Raw genomic sequence first — 20,024 nt, 5'->3', positions numbered from 1 at the left:
CGTCACAGCGGCATCGGTGCCAGATCGCACTCGATACGGCGCCGTCGGCGGGCGTCGAGGAGCCAGGGATGGTCGGCGCGGACGACCCTGGCGAAGCCCTCGACCGCGCGGCGCTGCCACTCGTCCGCCTCCGTGCTCCGGCCGAGGCCGCGCAGGTCGAGGGCGAGGTTGGCGGTGCAGGACAGGGTCAGCGGATGGTCCGGGCCGGCGACCTCGGCGAGAAGCGGCAGGGCGGCCTCGTCGAGCTCGCGGGCCCGTTCGAAGTCCAGGAGCGCGTAGGCCGTGTTGGCCTGGCCGATGGCCGTGGTCAGCGTGATGATGTGCCGGTCCCCCACCGTCTCGGCCAGTCGGCGTGCTGCGTCGTCCTCCTGCTCCCGCGCGCTGTCCAGCGCCCCGAGGGCCCGCTGGGTGGCTGCCAGGTTGGCTCTGGTCAGCAGGGTGTACGCGTGGTCCTCGCCGAGCCGCTGCGCGTAGCGGCGCCCGGTCTGTTCGGCCAGTTCCCGGGAACCGTCCAGGTCACCGGCCAGGCGCAGGTCCACGGACAGGTTGACCGCGGTGGCCAGCGAGTCGAAGTGGTCCGTTCCGTAACGTGCGGTGAAGCGCCGCAGGGTCTCCGCCGAGAGCAGGGCGGCCTCGGCGAGCGCCCCGTTACGGCGCAGGCACACCGCGAGCGTGCGTGCGATGCGCAGCGTGAGCGGGTTGTCGGCACCGAGCGCGGTGCGGGCCCGGCGGTGGACGTCCTCCTGGAAGTCGCGGGCTCCCGGGTAGTCGCCGCCCTCCAGCATGTCGAGGGTGACGGCGTTGAGGCTGTTGAGCGTGAAGAAGTTCCCCGGGCCGAGGAGCAGGTCGCGCAGCCGGGCCGTTTCCTGGTCCAGCGGCAGCGCGTCCGTGAACTGCCCGCACATCCGCAGGTCGACGCCCAGGCTGTGGCCGGCCCGCAGCGTGGTCATGTCGTCGGGACCGAACAGGGAGCGGGCGAGCTCGGTGGCCTCCTGGCTCAGATCGCGGGCTTCCCGGAAACGTCCCTGGTAGCGGCGGGCGTCGGCGAGGCCGCACAGTGAGTCGACCAGTTCCTCCGGGTCGACGTCGATCCGGCGGGAGACGTCCAGCGCCGCCGCGCTGAGCGGGTAGGACTCGGTCACCTCGCCGACTTGGCGCAGCAGGAACGCGAGGCTCTTGGTGATGCGGATGACGTGGACGTCCTCCTCGCCGGAGGCCGCGGTCCAGGCCGTGCATGCCTGGCGTGCCAGGTTCACCGCGCCCTCGTGGTCGCCCCAGTAGTAGAGGAACCACATGGTGTCCTGGACCAGTTCGCGCACCCAGGTGTCGGTGCTGGTCACCGCCTGTGAGGTGAGCACGTGGGGCAGCAGTTCCTGGTATCCGCGCCACTCCGCGGAGGAGCCGTACGGGCCGCGTTTGGCCGCTGACAGCAGTTGGTGGGCGGCTTCCCGCCGTCGTTCGCGGTCCTGCGGACTCAGCTTGGCCAGGAGCACGGTCTGCAGGAGGCGGTGCATCTGCAGGGTGTCGGATCGTGGATCCACCTTGACCAGGGAGAACTGGCTGAGGTCGCGCACGGCCCGGTTCATCTTGATCGGCTCGTGCAGCAGGGGGTCGACCTCCGGGGTGATGCTGACACCGCGGCTGCCGCGCAGCATGGAACGCGGGATCGGCTCGGGGGCCATGCAGGCGCAGATGTCGAGGAGCTGGCGGGCGCCCGGGTTGTTGTGTTCGAGCCGGTGCAGGGAGATGTCCCAGGCGGCGGCGACCGAGACCGGGTACTCGGGAGCCGGGTCGAGTTCCAGGATCTCCGGGCTGCGCAGGGCGAGCAGTTCCAGGTACTCGTCGATGGGCATGCCCGTGATCGCGTGCCAGGTGCCGGCCTGCTCCACGGCCAGCGGGAGATCGCCGAGAGCCTCGGCCAGCCGGTCGGCGTCCTCGGCCGACAGTTCGGGCGAACGCTTCTGGAGCAGTTCGACGGATTCCTGACGCTCGAAGACCGTGACGGTGAGGGGGGTGGCCACCTGCTCCCAGGCGCGGTTGCGGGAGGTGACGATGATCTTGCCCGGCCCGTGGGACGGGAAGTACGCGCGCACCGCGTCGACGTCCTCGGCGTTGTCGAAGACGAGCAGCCAGTCGTCGTACGGCTCACCGGTACGCAGTGCCTCCAGGACGGCCGGGACGGCCGTGCGTGCCACGGGGGCGCCGAGGCTGTCCTGTTCGGCCGGCGCCACACCCATCTGGACCGCGAGCGTGGCCAGCGCGCCCAGGATGAGCGGCTCCCGCTCGGCGGGGATCCAGCAGATCACCTTGTGGTCGTGCAGGTGGGTGTAGATGTACTCCAGCACGAGCTGCGACTTTCCGACGCCGCCGAGGCCGTGCAGGGCGTGCGGAAGCACGGCCGCGGTGTCCTGGGCCGACAGCTGGTCCTCCACGGCCCGCAGCAGCGCCCGCCGCCCGACGAAACTGATGTTCCTCAGGGGCACGTTCACCAGAAGGGCAGGTGTCTTCGCCGGCTCACTCTTCATGGCCCGCCATTCCTCCGTCGGATGCTGGATCGGCTCCGGACGTGCGGCCGATCCGTCGTGCGGTGCGGTGCGGACGGACTCGCCGTCCGGAGAGCGGTGCGACACGGTGCCGTCACCCGGTACGCCGGTGGCTCCGGCGTCCGAGGCGATCCGGCGGGCCCGCTCCGCGTACGGTCCCGCCAGCGCCCGCATGACGGCCAGCTCCGACTGCCGCCATCCGCCGGCCCCCGGATCGGGCAGGGTGGTGCCGTTCGGGTCGCGCAGGGCGGCGCGCAGGGCGACACCGTGCTCTCCCGCTGCGGGAAGTGCCCCCAGCACGGCGACGATGCCCGCCAGTTGCGTGCGCGTCGTGGTCGCCAGCAGTGCTTCCCGGACACCTTCGGCGAACTCGGGCCGTTCCCGGTCGCCGCCCCAGTCGACGAGTCCGCCCATCAGGATCTCGGCGAGATGCTCGGGACCGCTGTCGGGCATGGTCCGCCGACGTAACTGGTCGATGAGGTCGAAGCGGAACGGCGCGGCCGCGAGGTGCGTGGCGAGCCGACGGGCGACGGGGGTGGCGAGGGTGAAGAAGTGGTGGACCGCGGCGGCCGCCGCCTTCCTGTGGCGCGGGGCGCGCAACCCGGGAGCGGGCGCCCCCTGTCGCAGCGTTCCGGCCACCACGGCGGGCAGGGTGCGGCGCACTCCGCGCTCGGCGAGGACCAGATCCGCCCATACGGCGAAGGACCCTTCCTTCAGTGACAGCACCGGGACGGGGACGGCGTCCTCGGGTCCGTCCGGCAGAGGCCGCATGGGGTCGGGTCCGCTTGCCGGGGGCCGGAGCCGCAGGCGGTGGGTGGCCGCTCCGAAACCCCCGGCCTCCCACTGCGCGGCGTGCGGGTACAAGGATGAGCGGTGCCGCATGTGGGGTGGCAGCAGATGGACGAGGGCCGTGGGGCCGGCCCGGCCGAGGCGTCCGAGCAGCCGGTCGGCGGCGGGCGCGGCCCAGCCGTGTCCCATACCGTCGGTGAGCACCAGGAAGATCCGGTCCCCTCGGCCGACGAACAGCTCGCCGGCTTCCGCGGTGGTTCGCCCGTCGCTCCAGCGCAGGCTCGGCTCGCCGCTCGGGGGCACGGACACCTTGACGGTGCGTACGGCCCGGAAGGCGCCGCTCTGCTCCGCGGCGGCGGCCAGGCCTGCCGTCTCCCCGGTCCAGACGGCCATGGTGGGGGCGTCGTCGACGAGCAGGACCAGGTCGAATGCCTTGACGTCGGCGGGCTGGAACGCCGGCATCCACAACTCGTCGAGGAGGCCCCGCTCGGCGGTCTCCTCTTCGTCCAGTTGCCGGACGTCGCGGGAGGGCACCTGGCGCGCAAGCCGGTGCAGGGCGCGGGCCAGACCCGCGGTGAGACCCTGCCGCCCGGTCGTACCGGGCCGTACCCGGGGCAGGACGGGGGCGCCCAGGCGTACTCGGTCGGGACCCACCGGGTCGGGTGTGAACAGCGGCTGCGGAGCGGCGCCGGCGTCCTCGCCCGGCGACTCGGGGCGCTCCGGCGAGGTGGCGGCAGGCGCGGGCGGCGCCGGGTCCTGGCGTCCGCCGCCGTCCGGCGCGGTGGTCTCCGCGGCGGTGGCCCGTCCGGTGCGGCTCCAGTGGGCGCTCAGCCACACGGCGTCGGCCAGTTCCTGCCAGTGCGGGTCGGGGCGTGACTCCCTGGCCGGGGGCCTCGCCGCCTCCGGCCCGGCGTCGCCGCCGGGTCCGGGGGCGCGTTCCCGGGGATGGCCGTCCATTCAACGGCCCTTCGCCAGGTCGCGCAGGAGCATCTCCAGGAGCTTGCGCCCGCTGCCGTCGGCGCGGAACGTGCCCGCGGTGGTCAGTTGGACGGCGTTGAGCAACTGGTCCAAGGAGTGGGTGCCGCCCGCGTCGATCCGCTTGACGAACAGGTCCACCAGCACCTCGGCCTCCGGTGGCAGCACACTCAAGTGGCTCGCCACGATGGCCAGAAGCTGCTCACGGGTGGGCGTACGCATGTCCAGCGGGAGGCAGCGCCTGCGGAACGCGGCCGGAAACTCCCGCTCCCCGTTGCTGGTGATCACCACGACGGGGAACTCCAGGCTCTCCACGCGCCCTTCCCGTACCACGGCGTGCACACCGGGATCGCTGGTGTGCACCCGCGCGCTGTCCCGCGCGTCGCGCACCAGCTCCGGGACCTCGTAGCTGCCGTTCTCCAGGACGTGCAGCAGGTCGTTGGGCAGGTCGATGTCGCTCTTGTCCAACTCGTCGACCAGAAGGACGCGCGGGCGGACGTGCGGCAGCAGCGCGGTGCCCAGGGGCCCCAGGGTGATGAAGTCGCCCAGAGCGGGTGGCGGCCGGCCGTCCTCGGCACCCGGGTCGGCGGCCGGCGTTCCGGTGGGGTGCAGCCCGGCCCGCCAGGCCGCGATGGCCTGGGCGCGCCCCATGGCGTCGTGGGCGTAGAGGCCGTCGCGCAGCGTGGTCCGGCTGACGATGTTCCATTCCAGGACGCGTCCGAGGCCGAGCTCGCGGGAGATGAGGTAGGCGAGCGTGGACTTGCCCACGCCCGGTGCGCCGGTCACCAGCAGGGGCCGCCGCAGCAGCAGCGCCGCATTGACGATGTCCGTGCTCTCGGCGTCGAGCTGCGGTACGGCGTCCACATGCCCCAGACGGCGGCGGGCGGCCTCCTCGTCGTCCGGTGGCTGAGGCTGTGGCGGCCCGCCGCGGAACCGGCGCCAGGGCGGCGCGGGCGGCAACTCGGGTGGCGGCCCGCTCGGCGCGGCTCCTGTGGCACGGAAAACCCGCCAGTCCTGTCCGTCCACCGCTTCCACCCCGCTCATACCGGGGTCTCCTCACTGTCGATGGTGGCCATGGCGCGGCCGGCGTACCCATGACCGTGGGCGGGCGCCGGCTCGTAGTCGGCCGCGGTCTGGATGTCGACCAGCCGATGCGGGTCGTCCCAGAGGAAGGCGATGTGCCGGCCGAGCAGGAAGCGCCCCGCGGCGTTGAGTTCGGCCCGGCGTCTGAGCTGGTGGATGACGACCGGCAGCCGCGCCGGCCGCTGTACGGCGGCGAACACGGCCATCACGACCTCCCGCCGTTCCTCCGGGAACTCGCCTCTGCGATCCCAGACCGCGAGCCCGATCCCCTCGGCGATGGCCGCTTTGAGCGCCTCCGTCGCCGCACCGCCGTCGGGCGCGTCGAGCACCGCGGCCGTGCGGCTGGGTTCCGCGGCCAGCGTCGCCTGCCACGCGTCGGGCCCGTCGGCGTCGGACGCCTGCCAGCCGTGCACCGCGATGCCCTGGCGCTGCAGTGTGCGCCACCGCTCCTGCCACTGGGCCCTGACCAGTCCGTCGTCGCTGCGCATGCGCTCGAGGCTGCGCAGGTGCACCGCGTACTTCAACCGTAGGGGCAGGGGCTTGGCGTCCCCCGACCGGACGGCCAGACCCGCCACGTCGTGGTTGAGCAGTTCGTAGGGGAGGACGAACTCCACGTAGGGAGGCGTCGGGTGGCTCCCGTCGGCGGCCGGTTCGCGCGGTGCGGAGGAGAGCCGGACGACTTGACGCAGGGCGCGTTCGACCGCTGGGCCGAGCGCATCCAGGCTGGTCGTCTCCGGGTCCGCCGGGTGGGGGTGCCAGTGACCGGGGACCGTGTTCAGCCAGGGCCGGACGACGACGTCCGGCGAACCGTCACCCGCCGGTTCCACGGCCACGACCAGGCACCGGGGGATCGTCGGGTCGGGGGCGGCGGCCGCCCGGTCCGCCCGCCGCCGTTCCAGTGCCGTCAGCAGTTCGGCCCGCTCCGCCCAGCCGCGGACCCAGGAGGACAGGCCGCTGCGCAGGGCGGGGCCGCGGACGAGTTCCGCGGCGTGCTCCATGAGCAGCACCGCGGGCGGCAGGCCGTCCGGCTGGACGTTGAGCTCCACGAGGTGGGTGAAGAGCCTGCCGGCTGAGAGGTTCCAGGGCAGATCGAGGTGGAGTTCGCGGGCCAGTGAGTCGCGCAGTCCCGTTCCGGGCAGGCTGCTGTCGGCGGTCTCCAGCAGAGCCAGCGCGGAACGCACGTCGTCCGGGGTCAGGGGACCTGGCAGTGGCGGAGCGAACCCGGCCTCCCCCGCGATGAGCAGCTGCTCGATCCCGGCGGCCGTCGACGCGCCCTCGAAGACCCTCACCACGTCGACGAGCACCCGCTCGCCCGAAGGCACGCTGAGCGCTGCCCTCACCAGGGCGATCACGTCCTCGCGCTGTTTGGCGCCGCGCAGGTCGACATGCAGCTGGAGCTGGTCCGAGAGGACGCCCGCGAAGAAGACACGGCCCGCCTGGTCCTCCAGGCTGCTCAGGTCGCACAAAGCCTCTGTCAGGCGGAACAGCAGGTCACTTCCCGGCGCACGCCCGAACTCGCCCCATCCCGCCGCTGTCTCCACCGACCTTCCCCCACGAGCCGGTTCACCTGACCGACCAGCGAAGCTAGCACGCCAAGTCCCGGCGTTCCAGGCGGACTCGACAACCTCGGCCATCACAGCGCGGCCGTACCGCACGGTGGCCGGGCCGGCGGTGAACCCGTCGGCGCGACGGGTTCACCTGATCACAACCGCGGGTCCACCGGCTCCGACTCCAGCGCCAGCACCCCGAAGACCGCCTCGTGCACCCGCCACAGCGGTTCGCCGTCCGCCAGCCGGTCCAGGGCCTCCAGGCCGAGGGCGTACTCGCGGATCGCCAAGGACCGCTTGTGGTTCAGGAACCGCTGCCGCAGCCGGGCGAGGTTGTCGGGGCGCGTGTACTCGGGACCGTAGATGATGCGCAGGTACTCGCGGCCCCGGCACTTGATGCCGGGCTGCACCAGACGGCCCTCGGGGTCGCGCACCAGCGCGCCGACCGGCTTGACGACCATGCCCTCGCCGCCGCGGCCGGTCATCTCCAGCCACCAGTCGACGCCGGCCCGGACCGACTCGGGGTCGGCGGTGTCGACGTACAGCCGGCGGGTGGTCTGCAGCAGGCCGCTGCCGTCGTGCTCGACGAGCCGGTCGATCAGGGCGAGCTGGTCGTCGTGCGGCAGGGCGGCGAGGCTGCGGCCCTGGACGGCCAGGATCTGGAAGGGGGCCAGGCGGACGCCGTCCAGGCCGTCGGTCGTCCAGCAGTAGCGCCGGTAGGCGTCCGTGAACGCGGCGGCGTCGGCGGCCCGCCCGCGCTGGCGCGCCAGCAGGTCGGTGACGTCCACGCCCCGCGCCGCGGCACCCTCCAGTGCGGCCAGCGCGCCAGGGAACACCGCGCCGGAGGCGGCGCCCACGGCGGCGTACTGCGAGCGCAGCAGCCCGGACGCCTTCAGCGACCACGGCATCAGCTCGGCGTCGAGCAGCATCCAGTCGGTCGACAGCTCGTCCCACAGACCGGCCTCGCCGATCGCGGTGCGCAGCCGGTCGAGGATCTCCTCGGTGACGGACCCGTCGTCCAGGAACGGACGGCCGGTCCGGGTGTAGAGGGCGCCGGTGGGGCCCTCCACGCCGAAGCGGGCGCGGGCCGCCCCGACGTCGCGGCACACCAGGGCCACCGCCCGCGAACCCATGTGCTTCTCCTCGCACACGACGCGGGCCACGCCGTCCGCCGCGTAACTCGCGAACGCCTCCTCAGGGTGCTCCAGGTAGCCGTCCACCTGTGAGGTCGCGGTCGGCGCCATCGTCGGCGGGAGGTACGGCAGCAGCCTGGGGTCGGTCGCGAAGCGGCTCATGACCTCCAGGGCCGCCGCCGCGTTCTCCTCCCGTACGGTGATCCGGCCGGCGTGCCGGGTCTCCACCACGCGGCGGGCGTGCACGTCCGCCAGGTCCAGCGGCCGGCCGTCGTGCCCGCCGGGTGCCTCGGTGCGCAGCGGCTTCGCCGGTTCGTACCAGACCCGCTCGGCGGGGACGTCGACCAGCTCGCGCTCCGGCCAGCGCAGCGCGGTCAGCTTGCCGCCGAAGACGGCGCCGGTGTCCAGGCAGATGGTGTTGTTGAGCCAGGTGGCCTCCGAGACCGGGGTGTGTCCGTAGACGACGGCCGCGCGGCCCCGGTAGTCCTCGGCCCACGGGTAGCGCACCGGCAGTCCGAACTCGTCGGTCTCGCCGGTGGTGTCGCCGTACAGGGCGTGGCTGCGGACCCGGCCGGAGGTGCGGCCGTGGTACTTCTCCGGCAGACCGGCGTGGCAGACCACGAGCCGGCCGCCGTCGAGGACGTAGTGGCTGACGAGTGAGTCGATGAACTCCCGTACCTCGGCGCGGAACTCCTCGCTCTCGCCCTCCATCTGCGCGATGGTCTCGGCGAGGCCGTGGGTGTGCTGGACCTTGCGGCCGCGCAGGTGGCGGCCGTACTTGTTCTCGTGGTTGCCCGGTACGCAGAGCGCGTTGCCCGACTTCACCATCGCCATCACGCGGCGCAGCACGCCGGGGCTGTCCGGGCCGCGGTCGACCAGGTCGCCGACGAACACGGCGGTGCGGCCCTCGGGGTGCACGCCGTCGGTGTAGCCCAGTTTGCCGAGCAGCGCCTCCAGTTCGGACGCGCAGCCGTGGACGTCGCCGATGATGTCGAAGGGGCCGGTGAGGTGGGTCAGGTCGTTGAACCGCTTCTCGGTGACGACGGTGGCGTGCTCGACCTCCTCCGCTCCGCGCAGGACGTGCACCTTGCGGAAGCCCTCGCGCTCCAGGTGGCGCAGGGAGCGCCGCAGCTCGCGGGCGTGACGCCGGATGACCCGGCGTGGCATGTCGACCCGGTCGGTGCGGGTGGCGTTGCGCTCGGCGCACACGTCCTCGGGCACGTCGAGGACGATGGCTATCGGCAGCACGTCGTACCGCTTGGCCAGTTCGATCAGCCCGCGGCGGGCGTCCTGCTGCACGGTGGTGGCGTCCACGACGGTGCGCCGGCCGGCGGCGAGCCGCTTGCCCGCGATGTAGTGCAGGACGTCGAAGGCGTCCCGGCTCGCGCTCTGGTCGTTCTCGTCGTCGGCGACCAGTCCGCGGCAGAAGTCGGAGGAGATGACCTCGGTCGGCTTGAAGTGCCGGCGGGCGAAGGTGGACTTGCCGGAGCCGGAGGCGCCGATCAGCACGACGAGGGACAGGTCGGTGACGGGCAGGGCGCGGGCCCTGACGCCGGTGCCGGTGGTGGTCATGCGGCCTTCGCCTCCTTCTCGTGGATGGTCTTCAGGGTGAACACGGCCATCTGGGTGGGCGGCCCCACCTCGGGGTCGTCGGGGCCGACGGGGCGGAACTCCACGCCGTAGCCGTGGCGTTCGGCGATCTCGTCCGCCCAGGTGCGGAACTCTTCGCGGGTCCACTCGAAGCGGTGGTCGCGGTGGCGGACGTGGCCGGCTGGGAGGGTCTCCCAGCGCACGTTGTACTCGACGTTCGGCGTGGTCACGACGACGGTCCGGGGGCGGGCCGCACCGAACACCGCGTACTCCAGGGCGGGCAGCCGGGGCAGGTCGAGGTGCTCGATCACCTCGCTGAGCACGGCCGCGTCGTAGCCCTTGAGCCGGTTGTCGGTGTAGGCGAGGGAGCCCTGGAAGAGGGTGACGCGGGCGGCCCGGCGCTCGCCCATGCGGTCCAGCTTCAGCCGCCGGGCGGCGACGGTGAGCGCGCGCACCGACACGTCCACGCCGACGATCTCGGTGAACCGCGGTTCCTTGAGCAGCTCCCGCACCAACTGGCCCTCGCCGCAGCCGAGGTCGAGCACGCGGGCGGCGGCGGACTCGCGCAGCGCACCGAGGATCGCCTCGCGCCGCTGCACGGCGAGCGGCGCCGGCTTCTCCTCGGCGTCGGGCTCCGCCTCCGCGGCGACCGCGTTGTCGATCTCCTCGACGTCGCTGTCGTCCGTCTCGGCCAGCCGGACCAGCTCCAGCCGCTCCATCGCGTCCCGGGTCAGCGACCAGCGGCGGGACAGGTAGCGGCTGGTGATCAGCTTCTGCTCCGGGTGGCCCGGCAGCCAGCCGTCGCCGGCCCGCAGCAGCTTGTCCACCTCGTCGGCGCAGACCCAGTAGTGCTTGGCGTCGTCGAGCACGGGCAGCAGGACGTAGAGGTGCCGCAGGGCCTCGGCGAGGGTGAGTGTTCGGGCCTCCAGGACGAGGCGCACGTACCGCGAGTCGCCCCACTCGGGGAACTCGGTGTCCAGCGGGACGGCCTCGACGGCCGCGGTCCAGCCGAGCGGTTCGAAGAGCCGGCGCACGAGGTCCGGGCCGCCGCGGGCGGGCAGCGCGGGCACCTCCACGCGCAGCGGCAACGGCTGCCCCGCCCGGTCCGGACGGGCCTTGCACACGCCGCGCATCGCGCTGGAGAAGACGTTGCTCAGCGCGACGGCCAGCAGTGAGGAGGCGGCGTAGGGGCGGTCGTTGACGTACTGCGCGAGGGCCGCGTCGGGGGCGCCGCCCCTTCCCCTGCCCTTGCCGCGCCGGACCAGCGCCACCGCGTCCACCTCCAGCAGCAGCGCGGCGGTGCAGCGCTGCTCCTCCGCCTCGGGGTAGAGCACGTGGGCCGTACCGAAGGAGGTGGAGAACGCCTGCGCCCGGTCGGGATGCTTGTGCAGCAGGAATCCGAGGTCGGTCGCGGGGTGCTCGGGGGTGCCGGTGGTGGTGATGGTCAGGAACATGCGGAGGGCCTCTCCGGCTGGGTGGACGATGCGAGGGTGCCGCGCGCGAGGCCCTGTCGTCGGACGCCGCCGTGCGGACGGGAAGGTGACGACAGGGCCTGGAACCCCCGGTGGTCGGTGCCGGGGGTCTGCGGGGCGTCGGTCGGCGGTCACACCATCGCACAGGGCGGGTGACCGGCGCCTTCGGTTATTCCACGGGCGGCCTCAGGTCAGCTGGGACTGCACCTGGGAGGAGATCAGCTCCAGGTGGTCCAGGTCGTGGAGGTCGAGGACCTGGAGGTAGATCCGCTGCGAACCGGCCTCGGCGTAGCGGCCGATCTTCTCGACGACCTCGGCGGGGGAGCCTGCCAGGCCGTTGGTCTTCAGCTCGTCGACCTCGCGGCCGATCACGGCGGCCCGGCGGGCGACCTCGGCGTCGTCCCTGCCGACGCAGACGACGAGGGCGTTGGAGTAGGTCAGGGCGTCGGCCCCGCGACCGGTCTCCTCGGCCGCGGCCCGCACCCGGCCGAACTGGCGCTCGGTGTCCTCGATCGAGGCGAAGGGGATGTTGAACTCGTCGGCGTAGCGCGCGGCGAGCCGCGGGGTGCGGGTGGCGCCGTGGCCTCCGACGAGTACGGGGACCTTGCCCTGAGCGGGCTTGGGCAGCGCGGGCGACTCGGTGAGGTCGTAGTACGTGCCGTGGAAGTCGAAGGTCTTGCCGACCTCCGTGGCCCACAGGCCGGTGACGATCTCCAGTTGCTCTTCCAGGCGGGCGAACTTCTCCTTCGGGAAGGGGATGCCGTACGCCTTGTGCTCCTCCTCGAACCAGCCGGCGCCCAGACCCAGCTCGACCCGGCCGCCCGACATCTGGTCGACCTGCGCGACCTGGATGGCGAGCACGCCGGGCAGGCGGAAGGTGCCGGCGGTCATCAGCGTGCCGAGCCGGATGCGCTTCGTCTCGCGGGCGAGGCCGGCGAGGGTGATCCACGCGTCGGTGGGACCGGGGAGGCCGTCCACGGAGCCCATGCGGAGATAGTGGTCGGAACGGAAGAACGCGTCGAAGCCGAGGTCTTCGGTGGCCTTCGCCACGGTGAGCAAGGTGTCGTAGGTGGCCCCCTGCTGGGGCTCGGTGAAGATACGGAGATCCATGTCTCCATCCTGCATGCCGCGGCCCGGCCCGCGGATCGCCGGTCCCCCGTCGTCCCCGGCCGGGTCCCCCTCGGGTGAATTCGCGTCAACCCCGCGCCCGGTGCGCGGCCGCCCAGTGACCGGCCCCGACGATGATCGTTGGCTCGGGCGGAGCCGGACCGCCCGGCGCCCGTGCCGGCCGGCGAGAGCCGGGGCGCAACCCGTGTCGGCCTCTTCGGGGGGCCACAGGCCGAGGAGGCCGTCATGTCCGAGGAGACCGTGCCGCAGCAGGGCGGGGCCGCCGGGCCGAAGGGCTTGCTGCAGCGGATGGAGGAGCTCATGGCGGCCCTCGACACGGATCTGTCGGCCCTGGACGCCGACCTGCGGCCGGGGGATTCGGGGCGGCCGGCGGCCGAGGACGTGAGACAGGGCCCGGAGGCCCGCGCCTAGGGGGTGTGGGGTCTTCGGTCCACGGGGATCGGGCCGCGGCGTCTGGTGCGGTGGGCCGTGTGCGGGACCGGGAAAACGGGAACTTCCCGGCTCCTTCGCGCGTTTCGGAGGACGACCTGATCGTTCGACGTGTGACACGACGGCGGTGCCGTCGTCGGGGGAAGTGAGCAACCCATGGCCATGGTGGGCCTGTTCTGGATCGCCGAGGGCGACGTGTACGTGGGCGCGAAGCCGTCCGGCCTGGCTCCCGGTGTGCGTCTGACCCCCGAGGGCGTGGTGGCACTCGGCGACGGGCAGTCCGCCCTCCACCTGTGGGAGGACGTGCGTGCACTGACGGTGGCGGACGTCCCCGTGAAGTCCCTGATGCGGCAGGTCGGCGTGGTCAAGGACGTGGCTCTGGGCATGGTGGCGAGCCTGGCTCTGCCCGTGGACACGGGCCTGACGGACGAGGCCCCGATGATGACGGTGCGCGTGGAGACACGCGACGGTGACCACGAGCTGACGGCCTACGTGGCCGCAGCCGTCGGGTACTCCCCGACCGAGGTCGACCTCTCCCGCGCCCTCCTGTCCCGCCTCACGGAGGGCGCCGCGACGATGGCCACGACGCTGGCGGCGATGTCGGAATGGGGCCGCGCCTGGGAGGGCGGGTCGCCCCGTGGGGCGCAGCGGGAGGAACTGCTGCGGGAGTGGGTCGGCTAGAACTCCGATCAGGGGCGGAGCAGGCCGATGGCTGCGGTCAGCAGCCGGGTTCTCCGATGACGAGCGGAACCAGCCCATGACCGCGGTCAGCAGCCGGGTTCTCCGATGACGAGCGGAACCGGCCCATGACCGCGGTCAGCGGTGGGCCGCATGCGGTGCGGGTGGGCTCCTTTTCCGGGACACCGGGTGGGCGGCGCCTAGCCCGCCTCCCGCTCCGGTGACGCCGCCTCCCGGTCGGCCAGTTTGCGCAGCATCTCCCGGACCCGGTCCCGTGACTCGTCGGCCGCGTCGATGCCCTCCATGCACTGCCAGTACGTGCCTTCGTCGTCCGCGGCACAGGCGACACCGACGAGGGCGATACCGATCTCGCCGAGCAGCGTGCCGAGGCTCATCAGGGCCTGGCGGGCGTCGCCCAGTTCGGTGAGCTGGGCGGCGCGCAGCTCACCCGGCGCCAGCTCCGGCGTGTGCAGCACCCCGCAGCCGCGCCCCGCCAGCTCGGTCAACCCGATCGCCTCGCCGCGCAGTTCGGGCGGCCCGGACACCGCCAGCCGGCTGCCTATCGCCTGCGCCAGGGCCTGTGCCTGCCACACCTCGGCCAGGATCTTTGGCGCATCGCCCGCGCCGGCCAGGGCACGCCCGCTCCTCACGATGAGCCGCACCGCGTCCATGGGCTGCCCCCGTCCGTCCCGACGCGCCCCCGGCACGTCCGCCCGCACTCCGTTGTCCACTACCCAGAGTGAAGGGCCATGGGGCGAAAAGCCAGAGGAAGGCGGAAATCTGGGGACAACAAATCGATTACTGGCGCGATTTCGACTGCGGAGAGTAATAGTGGAGTCCGTGGCTCCCAGCTGTTCGACGTACGTCCCCCTCCGCTCCACCCGGACGTTCAGTCGTCCCGTCCTCCGGGCGGCGGAAACCTCAGCTCGTTCCGCTCGATCTTCGCCTCCAGTGCGGCCAGCGGGTCGACGCCGAGCACCTCGCACAGCTGGAGCAGGTACGCCAGTACGTCGGCGACCTCGTCCCGGACGCGGTGCGCGGTGTCGGGGTCGGCCATGACACGCGCGGACTGCTCCGGGGTCAACCACTGGAAGATCTCGACGAGTTCGGACGCCTCCACGCTGAGCGCGGCGACGAGGTTCTTCGGAGTGTGGTACGGCTGCCAGTTCCGCGCGGCGGCGAACTCGGCCAGTCTGCGCTGGAGGGCCGCCAGGTCCAGGGGGTGATCGGTCACGGCTTCAGGTGTACCACCGTGACACCCTCCGTCCCCTCCGCCCCCGGCGCCCACGTCCCCTCGCCGACCGCGCCGACGAGGCGGATGTGCCCCCGGTCGCACATGCGGACCGCCACGCGGAGCAGTTCCTCCCGCTGACGCGCGTCCAGCCCCCGGTCGAGGCCGTCGGCCAGGACGGTGAGCGTCTGCAGCGCGGCCGGCACCTCGCCGACCGGATCGACCTCCAGCACGCCGGGGCCGGTGAACAGCACCAGCGCGAGCGCGAGGTAGCGCAGTTCGCCGTCGCCGAGCCGATCCAGGCCGGTACGGATGCCGTCACCCCGGTCCAGCAGCGCGCGGACCGCTCCGCCGGCGACCGGTTCGGCCGGCACGTCCGCGACCGGCCCCGCACACCCGGCGCGCACCGCCGCGACGAACTGCGCGTGCCGCCGCCCGCACTCGGCGCGGGTGCGCCACAGCACGTCGGCGAGGTTGTCGCAGCCGCCGAGGAGCCGCCCCGAGCCGGTCGGCACGGGTGCCCGCATCCGCTCGGGCCGCGGGTCGCAGGCATAGACGGAGCGCAGGGCGACCACCATCTGCTCGGCGGCGGCGAGGACGCGGCGCTGCCCGTCCGTCTTGCCGGCCACGCGCAGCGGCAGCAGAGCCGTACCGAGCCGGTCGTCCGGGAGCGGGGCGCGCGTCACCGGCGCCGAGCCGGCGGTGTGCCAGGCCGCCTGCACGGCACGGCGCCCGGGGTCGCGCAGGGCGGTCTCCAGCAGGACGACCCCGTCCGCCGTCAGCCGCTCCCCCACGATGCGCAGTTCAGGCTCGGCCTGCACGGCGACGTCGAGCCGGACCGGGCCCTCGGGTCCGTCTGCCGTGCAGCCGATGCGGAAGCCGCGACGGCGCTGGGCGTCGGGCCGCGCCCGCTCGGGCACGCAGGCGACCGGGTCGGGGAAGACCGTGCCGAGTTCCGCGCCGCCGCCGAGCCGGGCGAGGGCCTCGTACGCCCGCAGCGCGCTGGTCTTGCCGCAGCCGCTGGGGCCGGTGAGGAGGGTGAGGGGACCGAGGCGGATCACCACGCGGCGGTGCGCGGCGAACGCGGACAACCGCAGTTCGGTGACGCGCGGCCGGTCCGGGTGCCCCTCGTCGTGTCCGGACGGCGGCGACTCAGGGCGGGCGGGGGTGGCGGGCGCCGCTGACGGGGTAGACACGGCCATATGCGGACCGTAGAACTCCGGCTCCGCGCCGAACCGTTCCGCCCGGGCGACGTTCCTACGATCGGGGGACCGGACCCGTCGGGCCGGGCCGCCCGTCACCCTCGCGGACGCGCCGAGCCGACGTCACGGGCCGCGACGGGACGCGCCCGAGGCACCTGAGCCCCGGGACGTCAGGCGTCCTCGCACCCGACCGGGCGTCACACGCCCGGGACCCCGGCCGCGCCCTCCATGAGCCCGTTCACCTCGGTTCCGGCCGGCGTGAGCAGGAACACGTTCCGGTCGACGCGGTGCATCCCGCTCGCCAGGCCGAAGACGACGCCCGTACTGAAGTCCAGGACCCGCTTGGCGACCTCCGTCTCGGCGCCGGTCAGGTCGAGCAGGACCGGGATGCCCGCCATCAAGGTCTCGGCGACCTCGCGGGCGTCCGCGAACACGTTGACCCTCAGGACGACGAATCGGCGGCGCGCCTCCGTCTCCGCCTCCGGCAGCGCGCGATGGCCGACCGAGGACGGCCAGGCGTCGCGCCCGCGCAACGGCACGACCTGGGCGAGCCCCTCCCACTGTTCATCGGTGACGTCGTGGCTGTTCACCGGCTCCCCCCGATTCGACTCGCCTTCAATGCCTGCACCAGCCAATTCTTACGCCAAGTCACCCGTTCGGCCCAACAACGACACGGTCCGCGACCGTCCCGGTGCCCACCGCCGCCGGTGGTTGCCGCCGTCACCGCCGGGGTACCCGGCGCCTGCCGTGCCGCACGCGACGGTCGTCGCTGCCCGTCCGCAGACGCAAGGAGGTCCCATGGGCGTGCTGGACCTGCCCGAACCCGTCACCCGCCACGGGGCCGCGCCGCCGGTCGACCTCACATCGCTCCGGGCGGCGCTGCGCGAGCGGGTGGACGGCGAGATCCGGTTCGACGCGGGCAGCCGGGCCGCGTACTCGACGGACGCCTCCAACTTCCGGCAGACGCCGATCGGCGTCGTCGTCCCGCGCACCCCCGAGGCCGCCGCCGAGGCCGTGGCCGTCGCGCGCGAACACGGCGCGCCCGTGCTGTCGCGCGGCGGCGGGACGAGCCTGGCCGGGCAGTGCACAGGCGCCGGTGTGGTGATCGACTGGTCGAAGTACTGCACGCGCGTGGAGTCCGTGGACGCCGACGCACGCAGGTGCGTCGTACAGCCCGGCATCGTGCTGGACGACCTGAACCGGCGGCTCGCGCCCCAGGGCCTGCGCTTCGGGCCGGAACCCGCGACGCACGCCAACTGCACCATCGGCGGCATGATCGGCAACAACTCCTGCGGCGCCACCGCGCAGGCGCACGGCAAGGTCGTCGACAACGTCGCCCGCCTGGAGGTGCTGCTCTACGACGGCACCCGCTTCTGGTGCGGGGAGACCGGCGACGAGGAGTACGCCGAGATCGAGCGGCAGGGCGACCTGCGGGCGGCCGTCTACCGGCAACTGCGCGCGCTGCGCGACCGCTACGCCGAGGACGTCCGCCGCCGTTTCCCCCGCATCCCGCGCCGGGTCTCCGGCTACAACCTGGACTCGCTGCTGCCGGAGTACGGCTTCGACGTCGCCGGACTGCTGGTCGGCAGTGAGTCGACGCTCGTCACCGTGTTGCGGGCGGAACTGGAACTGGTGCCGGTGGTGAGGGAACGCACCCTGGTGGTGCTGGGGTTCGACAGCATCGACCGGGCCGCCGACGCGGTGCCGGACGTGCTGCCGCACGAGCCGATCGCGCTCGAGGGCGTCGACGCCCGGCTGGTCCGCGACGAGCGGATCAAGCACCTCAACCCGAAGGCTCTCGGCGAACTGCCGGAAGGAAACGCCTTCCTGATGGTGCAGTTCGGGGCGGACACCGCCGAGGACGCGGACGCGCGGGCGCACCGGATGCTCCGGGCCCTGCACGAGAGCGAACACGACCCGGACGTGGAGTTCCTGGACGAACCCGCCCGGGAGGAGGAGCTGTGGCAGGTCCGGGAGGCCGGGCTCGGTGCCACCGCGCACATCCCCGGCCGGCCCGACACCTTCGAGGGCTGGGAGGACTCGGCGGTCGCGCCGGAGCGGCTGGGCGACTACCTGCGGCGTCTGCGGTCGCTGTTCGAGGAGTTCGGCTACGAGAGCGACACCGGCCCCAGCCTGTACGGCCACTTCGGCCAGGGCTGTGTGCACACCCGGATCCCCTTCGACCTGTACACCGCGGACGGCGTGGCGGCGTACCGGCGGTTCATGGAGCGGGCGGCCGATCTGGTCGTGGAGTTCGGCGGGTCCCTGTCCGGTGAGCACGGCGACGGACAGAGCCGGGGCGAGCTGCTGCCCCGGATGTTCGGGCAGGAGCTGGTGGAGGCGTTCGGGCGGCTGAAGGCGGTCTTCGATCCGCTGGACCGGATGAACCCCGGGAAGGTCGTGGCGCCGTACCGGCTGGACGAGCACCTGCGCCTCGGCGGTGACTGGGCCCCGCACGAGCCGCGTGACCTGCACTTCCGTTTTCCGCACGACGGGGGGTCCTTCGCCGAGGCGGCCAATCGCTGCGTCGGGGTCGGCAAGTGCCGGCAGCACACCAGCGAGGGCACCGTGATGTGCCCGTCGTACCAGGTGACCAGGGAGGAGGAGCACTCCACCCGGGGCCGGGCGAGGCTGCTGTTCGAGATGCTCGACGGACACGGCGACGGCGCGATCCGGGACGGCTGGCGCTCTCAGGCGGTGCGGGACGCCCTCGATCTGTGTCTGGCCTGCAAGGGCTGCAAGAAGGACTGTCCCGCGGACGTGGACATGGCCACGTACAAGGCGGAGTTCCTGTCCCACCACTACGCGGGCCGGCCGTGGCGCAGGCCGCGCTCCGACTGGTCGATGGGCTGGCTGCCCGCGCTCGCCCGGGCCGTGGGCCGCGCCCGGCTCGGCCCGGTCGTCAACGCCCTCACCCACACCCCTCCCCTGTCCCGGGCCGCGGTCGCCGTCGCGGGGGTGGCGGACCGGGAGGTGCCGCTGTTCGCCGGGCAGACGTTCCGGCAGTGGTTCGCCCGTCACCAGCCGTACGGCGACGGAGAGCGCGGGACCGTGCTGCTGTGGCCGGACACCTTCACGGACCACTTCCACCCGCACGTCGGGCAGTCGGCCGTCCGGGTGCTGGAACACGCGGGATGGCGGGTGGAGCTGCCGGCCGAGCCGCTGTGCTGCGGGCTGACCTGGATCTCCACGGGGCAGCTCGGCACGGCCGAGCGGGTGCTGGCCCGGACCGTGCGCGCCCTCGCGGGCCATGTGCGCGACGGCGGCCACGTGGTGGTCCTGGAACCGAGCTGCGCGGCCGTGTTCCGCTCGGACGCGGCGGAGCTGTTCCCCGGCGACCGTGACGTGCGCCGGCTGCGCGAGCGGACGGTCACGCTGTCGGAGCTGCTCACCGAGCACTCCCCCGGTTACGAACCGCCACGGGTGCCCGACCGGTCCGCGCGGGCGCTGGCCCAGGTGCACTGCCACCAGCACGCGGTCATGGGCTGGGACGCCGACCGGGAACTGCTGCGCCGCGCCGGGGTGGACGCCGAGCGGCTGGACTCCGGTTGCTGCGGGCTGGCCGGCAACTTCGGCTTCGAGCGCGGCCACCTGGACGTCAGCGAGGCGTGCGCGGAGCGGGTGCTGCTGCCGCGGCTGCGGGAGGCGGACGAAGGGACCGTCGTGCTCGCCGACGGCTTCAGCTGCCGTACGCAGATCCACGAGTTCGACAGCGGCGGGCACGAGGCCGTGCACCTGGCGGAGCTGCTAGCCTCGGCGCTGCCCGGCGGCCGGGGCAGTGCGTACGGCACCGCGCCCGGCGCCCGGCCCGCGGCCCCGGGGCGCCCGGTGCAGGCTCTGGCCGCGGGCCTGGTGGGCGCCGCCCTGGCCGCAGCCGGCACGGCGACGGCCCTGACACTGCGCCGGCGCCGCCGCTGAGGGGACGGGAGGTGCCGCGGGGGTGGGGGGCGCGTTCCGGTGACGGGGCTCGCTGCCGCCAGGGCCACACGCTGCGCAGACGGCCTACACGCTGCGGGGACGGCAGCCCGCTTCAGGGACGGCCGACACACTGGGCAGATGAACGGCGCACCACGGTCGCGGCAGCCCGCTTCCGGGGACGGCGTGCGCACCGCGCAGACGTCGGCACGCCTTGGGCACGACAGCCCGGATCCGGCACGGCCGACGCACGGTTCAGGCGATCGGCGCGCTGCGGGCGGGCACGGGACGTACCGCCCCTCGGACGGC

At 73.4% G+C, this 20,024-nt stretch carries 13 protein-coding genes; 3 read left to right on the top strand and 10 right to left on the bottom strand.

The genetic code is table 11. From position 1 onward, the window contains the following. Positions 1–2: 2 nt before the first annotated feature. The 6 genes from fxsT to IE260_RS03055 form a co-directional block, all read right to left on the bottom strand. Entirely contained in the window at positions 3–4,289 is a 4,287-nt protein-coding gene (fxsT, locus tag IE260_RS03080) for an FxSxx-COOH system tetratricopeptide repeat protein (RefSeq protein ID WP_189868875.1), read from the bottom strand. Further along, a complete protein-coding gene (locus IE260_RS03075) occupies positions 4,290–5,351 on the bottom strand; it encodes an AAA family ATPase (RefSeq protein ID WP_189868874.1) in 1,062 nt (353 codons plus the stop codon). It abuts the gene before it with no gap. Beyond that, on the bottom strand, positions 5,348–6,931 hold the full coding sequence (locus IE260_RS03070; protein ID WP_229880379.1) for a VMAP-C domain-containing protein: 1,584 nt from the start codon (positions 6,929–6,931) through the stop codon (positions 5,348–5,350). Before IE260_RS03070 ends, IE260_RS03075 begins: the two co-directional genes overlap by 4 nt. Positions 6,932–7,092: 161 nt before the next feature. Next, a complete protein-coding gene (locus tag IE260_RS03065) occupies positions 7,093–9,642 on the bottom strand; it encodes a polynucleotide kinase-phosphatase (protein WP_189868873.1) in 2,550 nt (849 codons plus the stop codon). Further along, positions 9,639–11,114 carry a 3' terminal RNA ribose 2'-O-methyltransferase Hen1 gene (locus IE260_RS03060; RefSeq protein ID WP_189868872.1) on the bottom strand — a complete coding sequence of 492 codons (1,476 nt, stop codon included), beginning with the start codon at positions 11,112–11,114 and terminating at the stop codon, positions 9,639–9,641. The genes IE260_RS03065 and IE260_RS03060 overlap by 4 nt, the downstream gene beginning before the upstream one ends. 204 nt (positions 11,115–11,318) lie before the next feature. After that, complete coding sequence (locus tag IE260_RS03055) at positions 11,319–12,242, bottom strand: LLM class F420-dependent oxidoreductase (RefSeq protein ID WP_189868871.1); 924 nt, start codon at positions 12,240–12,242, stop codon at positions 11,319–11,321. 243 nt (positions 12,243–12,485) lie between these two features. On the opposite strand from IE260_RS03055, the gene IE260_RS03050 reads away from it, so the two are divergent. Beyond that, positions 12,486–12,671 carry a hypothetical protein gene (locus IE260_RS03050; protein ID WP_189868870.1) on the top strand — a complete coding sequence of 62 codons (186 nt, stop codon included), beginning with the start codon at positions 12,486–12,488 and terminating at the stop codon, positions 12,669–12,671. Between the two features lie 174 nt (positions 12,672–12,845). Then, positions 12,846–13,370, top strand: coding sequence for a hypothetical protein (locus IE260_RS03045; protein WP_189868869.1), 525 nt, complete (start codon positions 12,846–12,848; stop codon positions 13,368–13,370). Between the two features lie 197 nt (positions 13,371–13,567). Here the strand turns inward: IE260_RS03045 and IE260_RS03040 are convergent, their stop codons facing one another. The 4 genes from IE260_RS03040 to IE260_RS03025 form a co-directional block, all read right to left on the bottom strand. Further along, complete coding sequence (locus IE260_RS03040; protein ID WP_189869051.1) at positions 13,568–14,038, bottom strand: DUF6099 family protein; 471 nt, start codon at positions 14,036–14,038, stop codon at positions 13,568–13,570. A 218-nt stretch (positions 14,039–14,256) separates the two neighbouring features. Then, positions 14,257–14,601: a nucleotide pyrophosphohydrolase gene (locus IE260_RS03035; RefSeq protein ID WP_189868868.1), complete on the bottom strand. Its 345-nt coding sequence runs from the start codon at positions 14,599–14,601 to the stop codon at positions 14,257–14,259. After that, the gene (locus IE260_RS03030) at positions 14,598–15,800 is read right to left on the bottom strand and encodes an AAA family ATPase (protein ID WP_189868867.1); all 1,203 of its coding nucleotides are present in this window, start codon (positions 15,798–15,800) and stop codon (positions 14,598–14,600) included. The genes IE260_RS03035 and IE260_RS03030 overlap by 4 nt, the downstream gene beginning before the upstream one ends. A gap of 197 nt (positions 15,801–15,997) precedes the next feature. Continuing rightward, entirely contained in the window at positions 15,998–16,390 is a 393-nt protein-coding gene (locus IE260_RS03025) for a cell division protein SepF (protein WP_189868866.1), read from the bottom strand. 208 nt (positions 16,391–16,598) lie between these two features. Between IE260_RS03025 and IE260_RS03020 the strand changes: the two genes are divergently transcribed. After that, complete coding sequence (locus IE260_RS03020) at positions 16,599–19,718, top strand: FAD-binding and (Fe-S)-binding domain-containing protein (RefSeq protein WP_189868865.1); 3,120 nt, start codon at positions 16,599–16,601, stop codon at positions 19,716–19,718. Positions 19,719–20,024: the final 306 nt, after the last annotated feature.

It is taken from the genome of Streptomyces viridiviolaceus (genome assembly GCF_014650995.1).
GTDB lineage: Bacteria > Actinomycetota > Actinomycetes > Streptomycetales > Streptomycetaceae > Streptomyces > Streptomyces viridiviolaceus.
This window is presented reverse-complemented; position numbering and strand designations above follow the sequence as displayed.

Bases quoted from the DNA above. Each gene is read 5' to 3' on its own strand.
- IE260_RS03040 (WP_189869051.1), bottom strand. From the start codon at position 14,038: ATGGACGCGGTGCGGCTCATCGTGAGGAGCGGGCGTGCCCTGGCCGGC.
- IE260_RS03060 (WP_189868872.1), bottom strand. From the start codon at position 11,114: ATGTTCCTGACCATCACCACCACCGGCACCCCCGAGCACCCCGCGACC.
- IE260_RS03020 (WP_189868865.1), top strand. From the start codon at position 16,599: ATGGGCGTGCTGGACCTGCCCGAACCCGTCACCCGCCACGGGGCCGCG.
- IE260_RS03030 (WP_189868867.1), bottom strand. From the start codon at position 15,800: ATGGCCGTGTCTACCCCGTCAGCGGCGCCCGCCACCCCCGCCCGCCCT.
- IE260_RS03065 (WP_189868873.1), bottom strand. From the start codon at position 9,642: ATGACCACCACCGGCACCGGCGTCAGGGCCCGCGCCCTGCCCGTCACC.
- IE260_RS03075 (WP_189868874.1), bottom strand. From the start codon at position 5,351: ATGAGCGGGGTGGAAGCGGTGGACGGACAGGACTGGCGGGTTTTCCGT.
- IE260_RS03050 (WP_189868870.1), top strand. From the start codon at position 12,486: ATGTCCGAGGAGACCGTGCCGCAGCAGGGCGGGGCCGCCGGGCCGAAG.
- IE260_RS03055 (WP_189868871.1), bottom strand. From the start codon at position 12,242: ATGGATCTCCGTATCTTCACCGAGCCCCAGCAGGGGGCCACCTACGAC.
- IE260_RS03045 (WP_189868869.1), top strand. From the start codon at position 12,846: ATGGCCATGGTGGGCCTGTTCTGGATCGCCGAGGGCGACGTGTACGTG.
- fxsT (WP_189868875.1), bottom strand. From the start codon at position 4,289: ATGGACGGCCATCCCCGGGAACGCGCCCCCGGACCCGGCGGCGACGCC.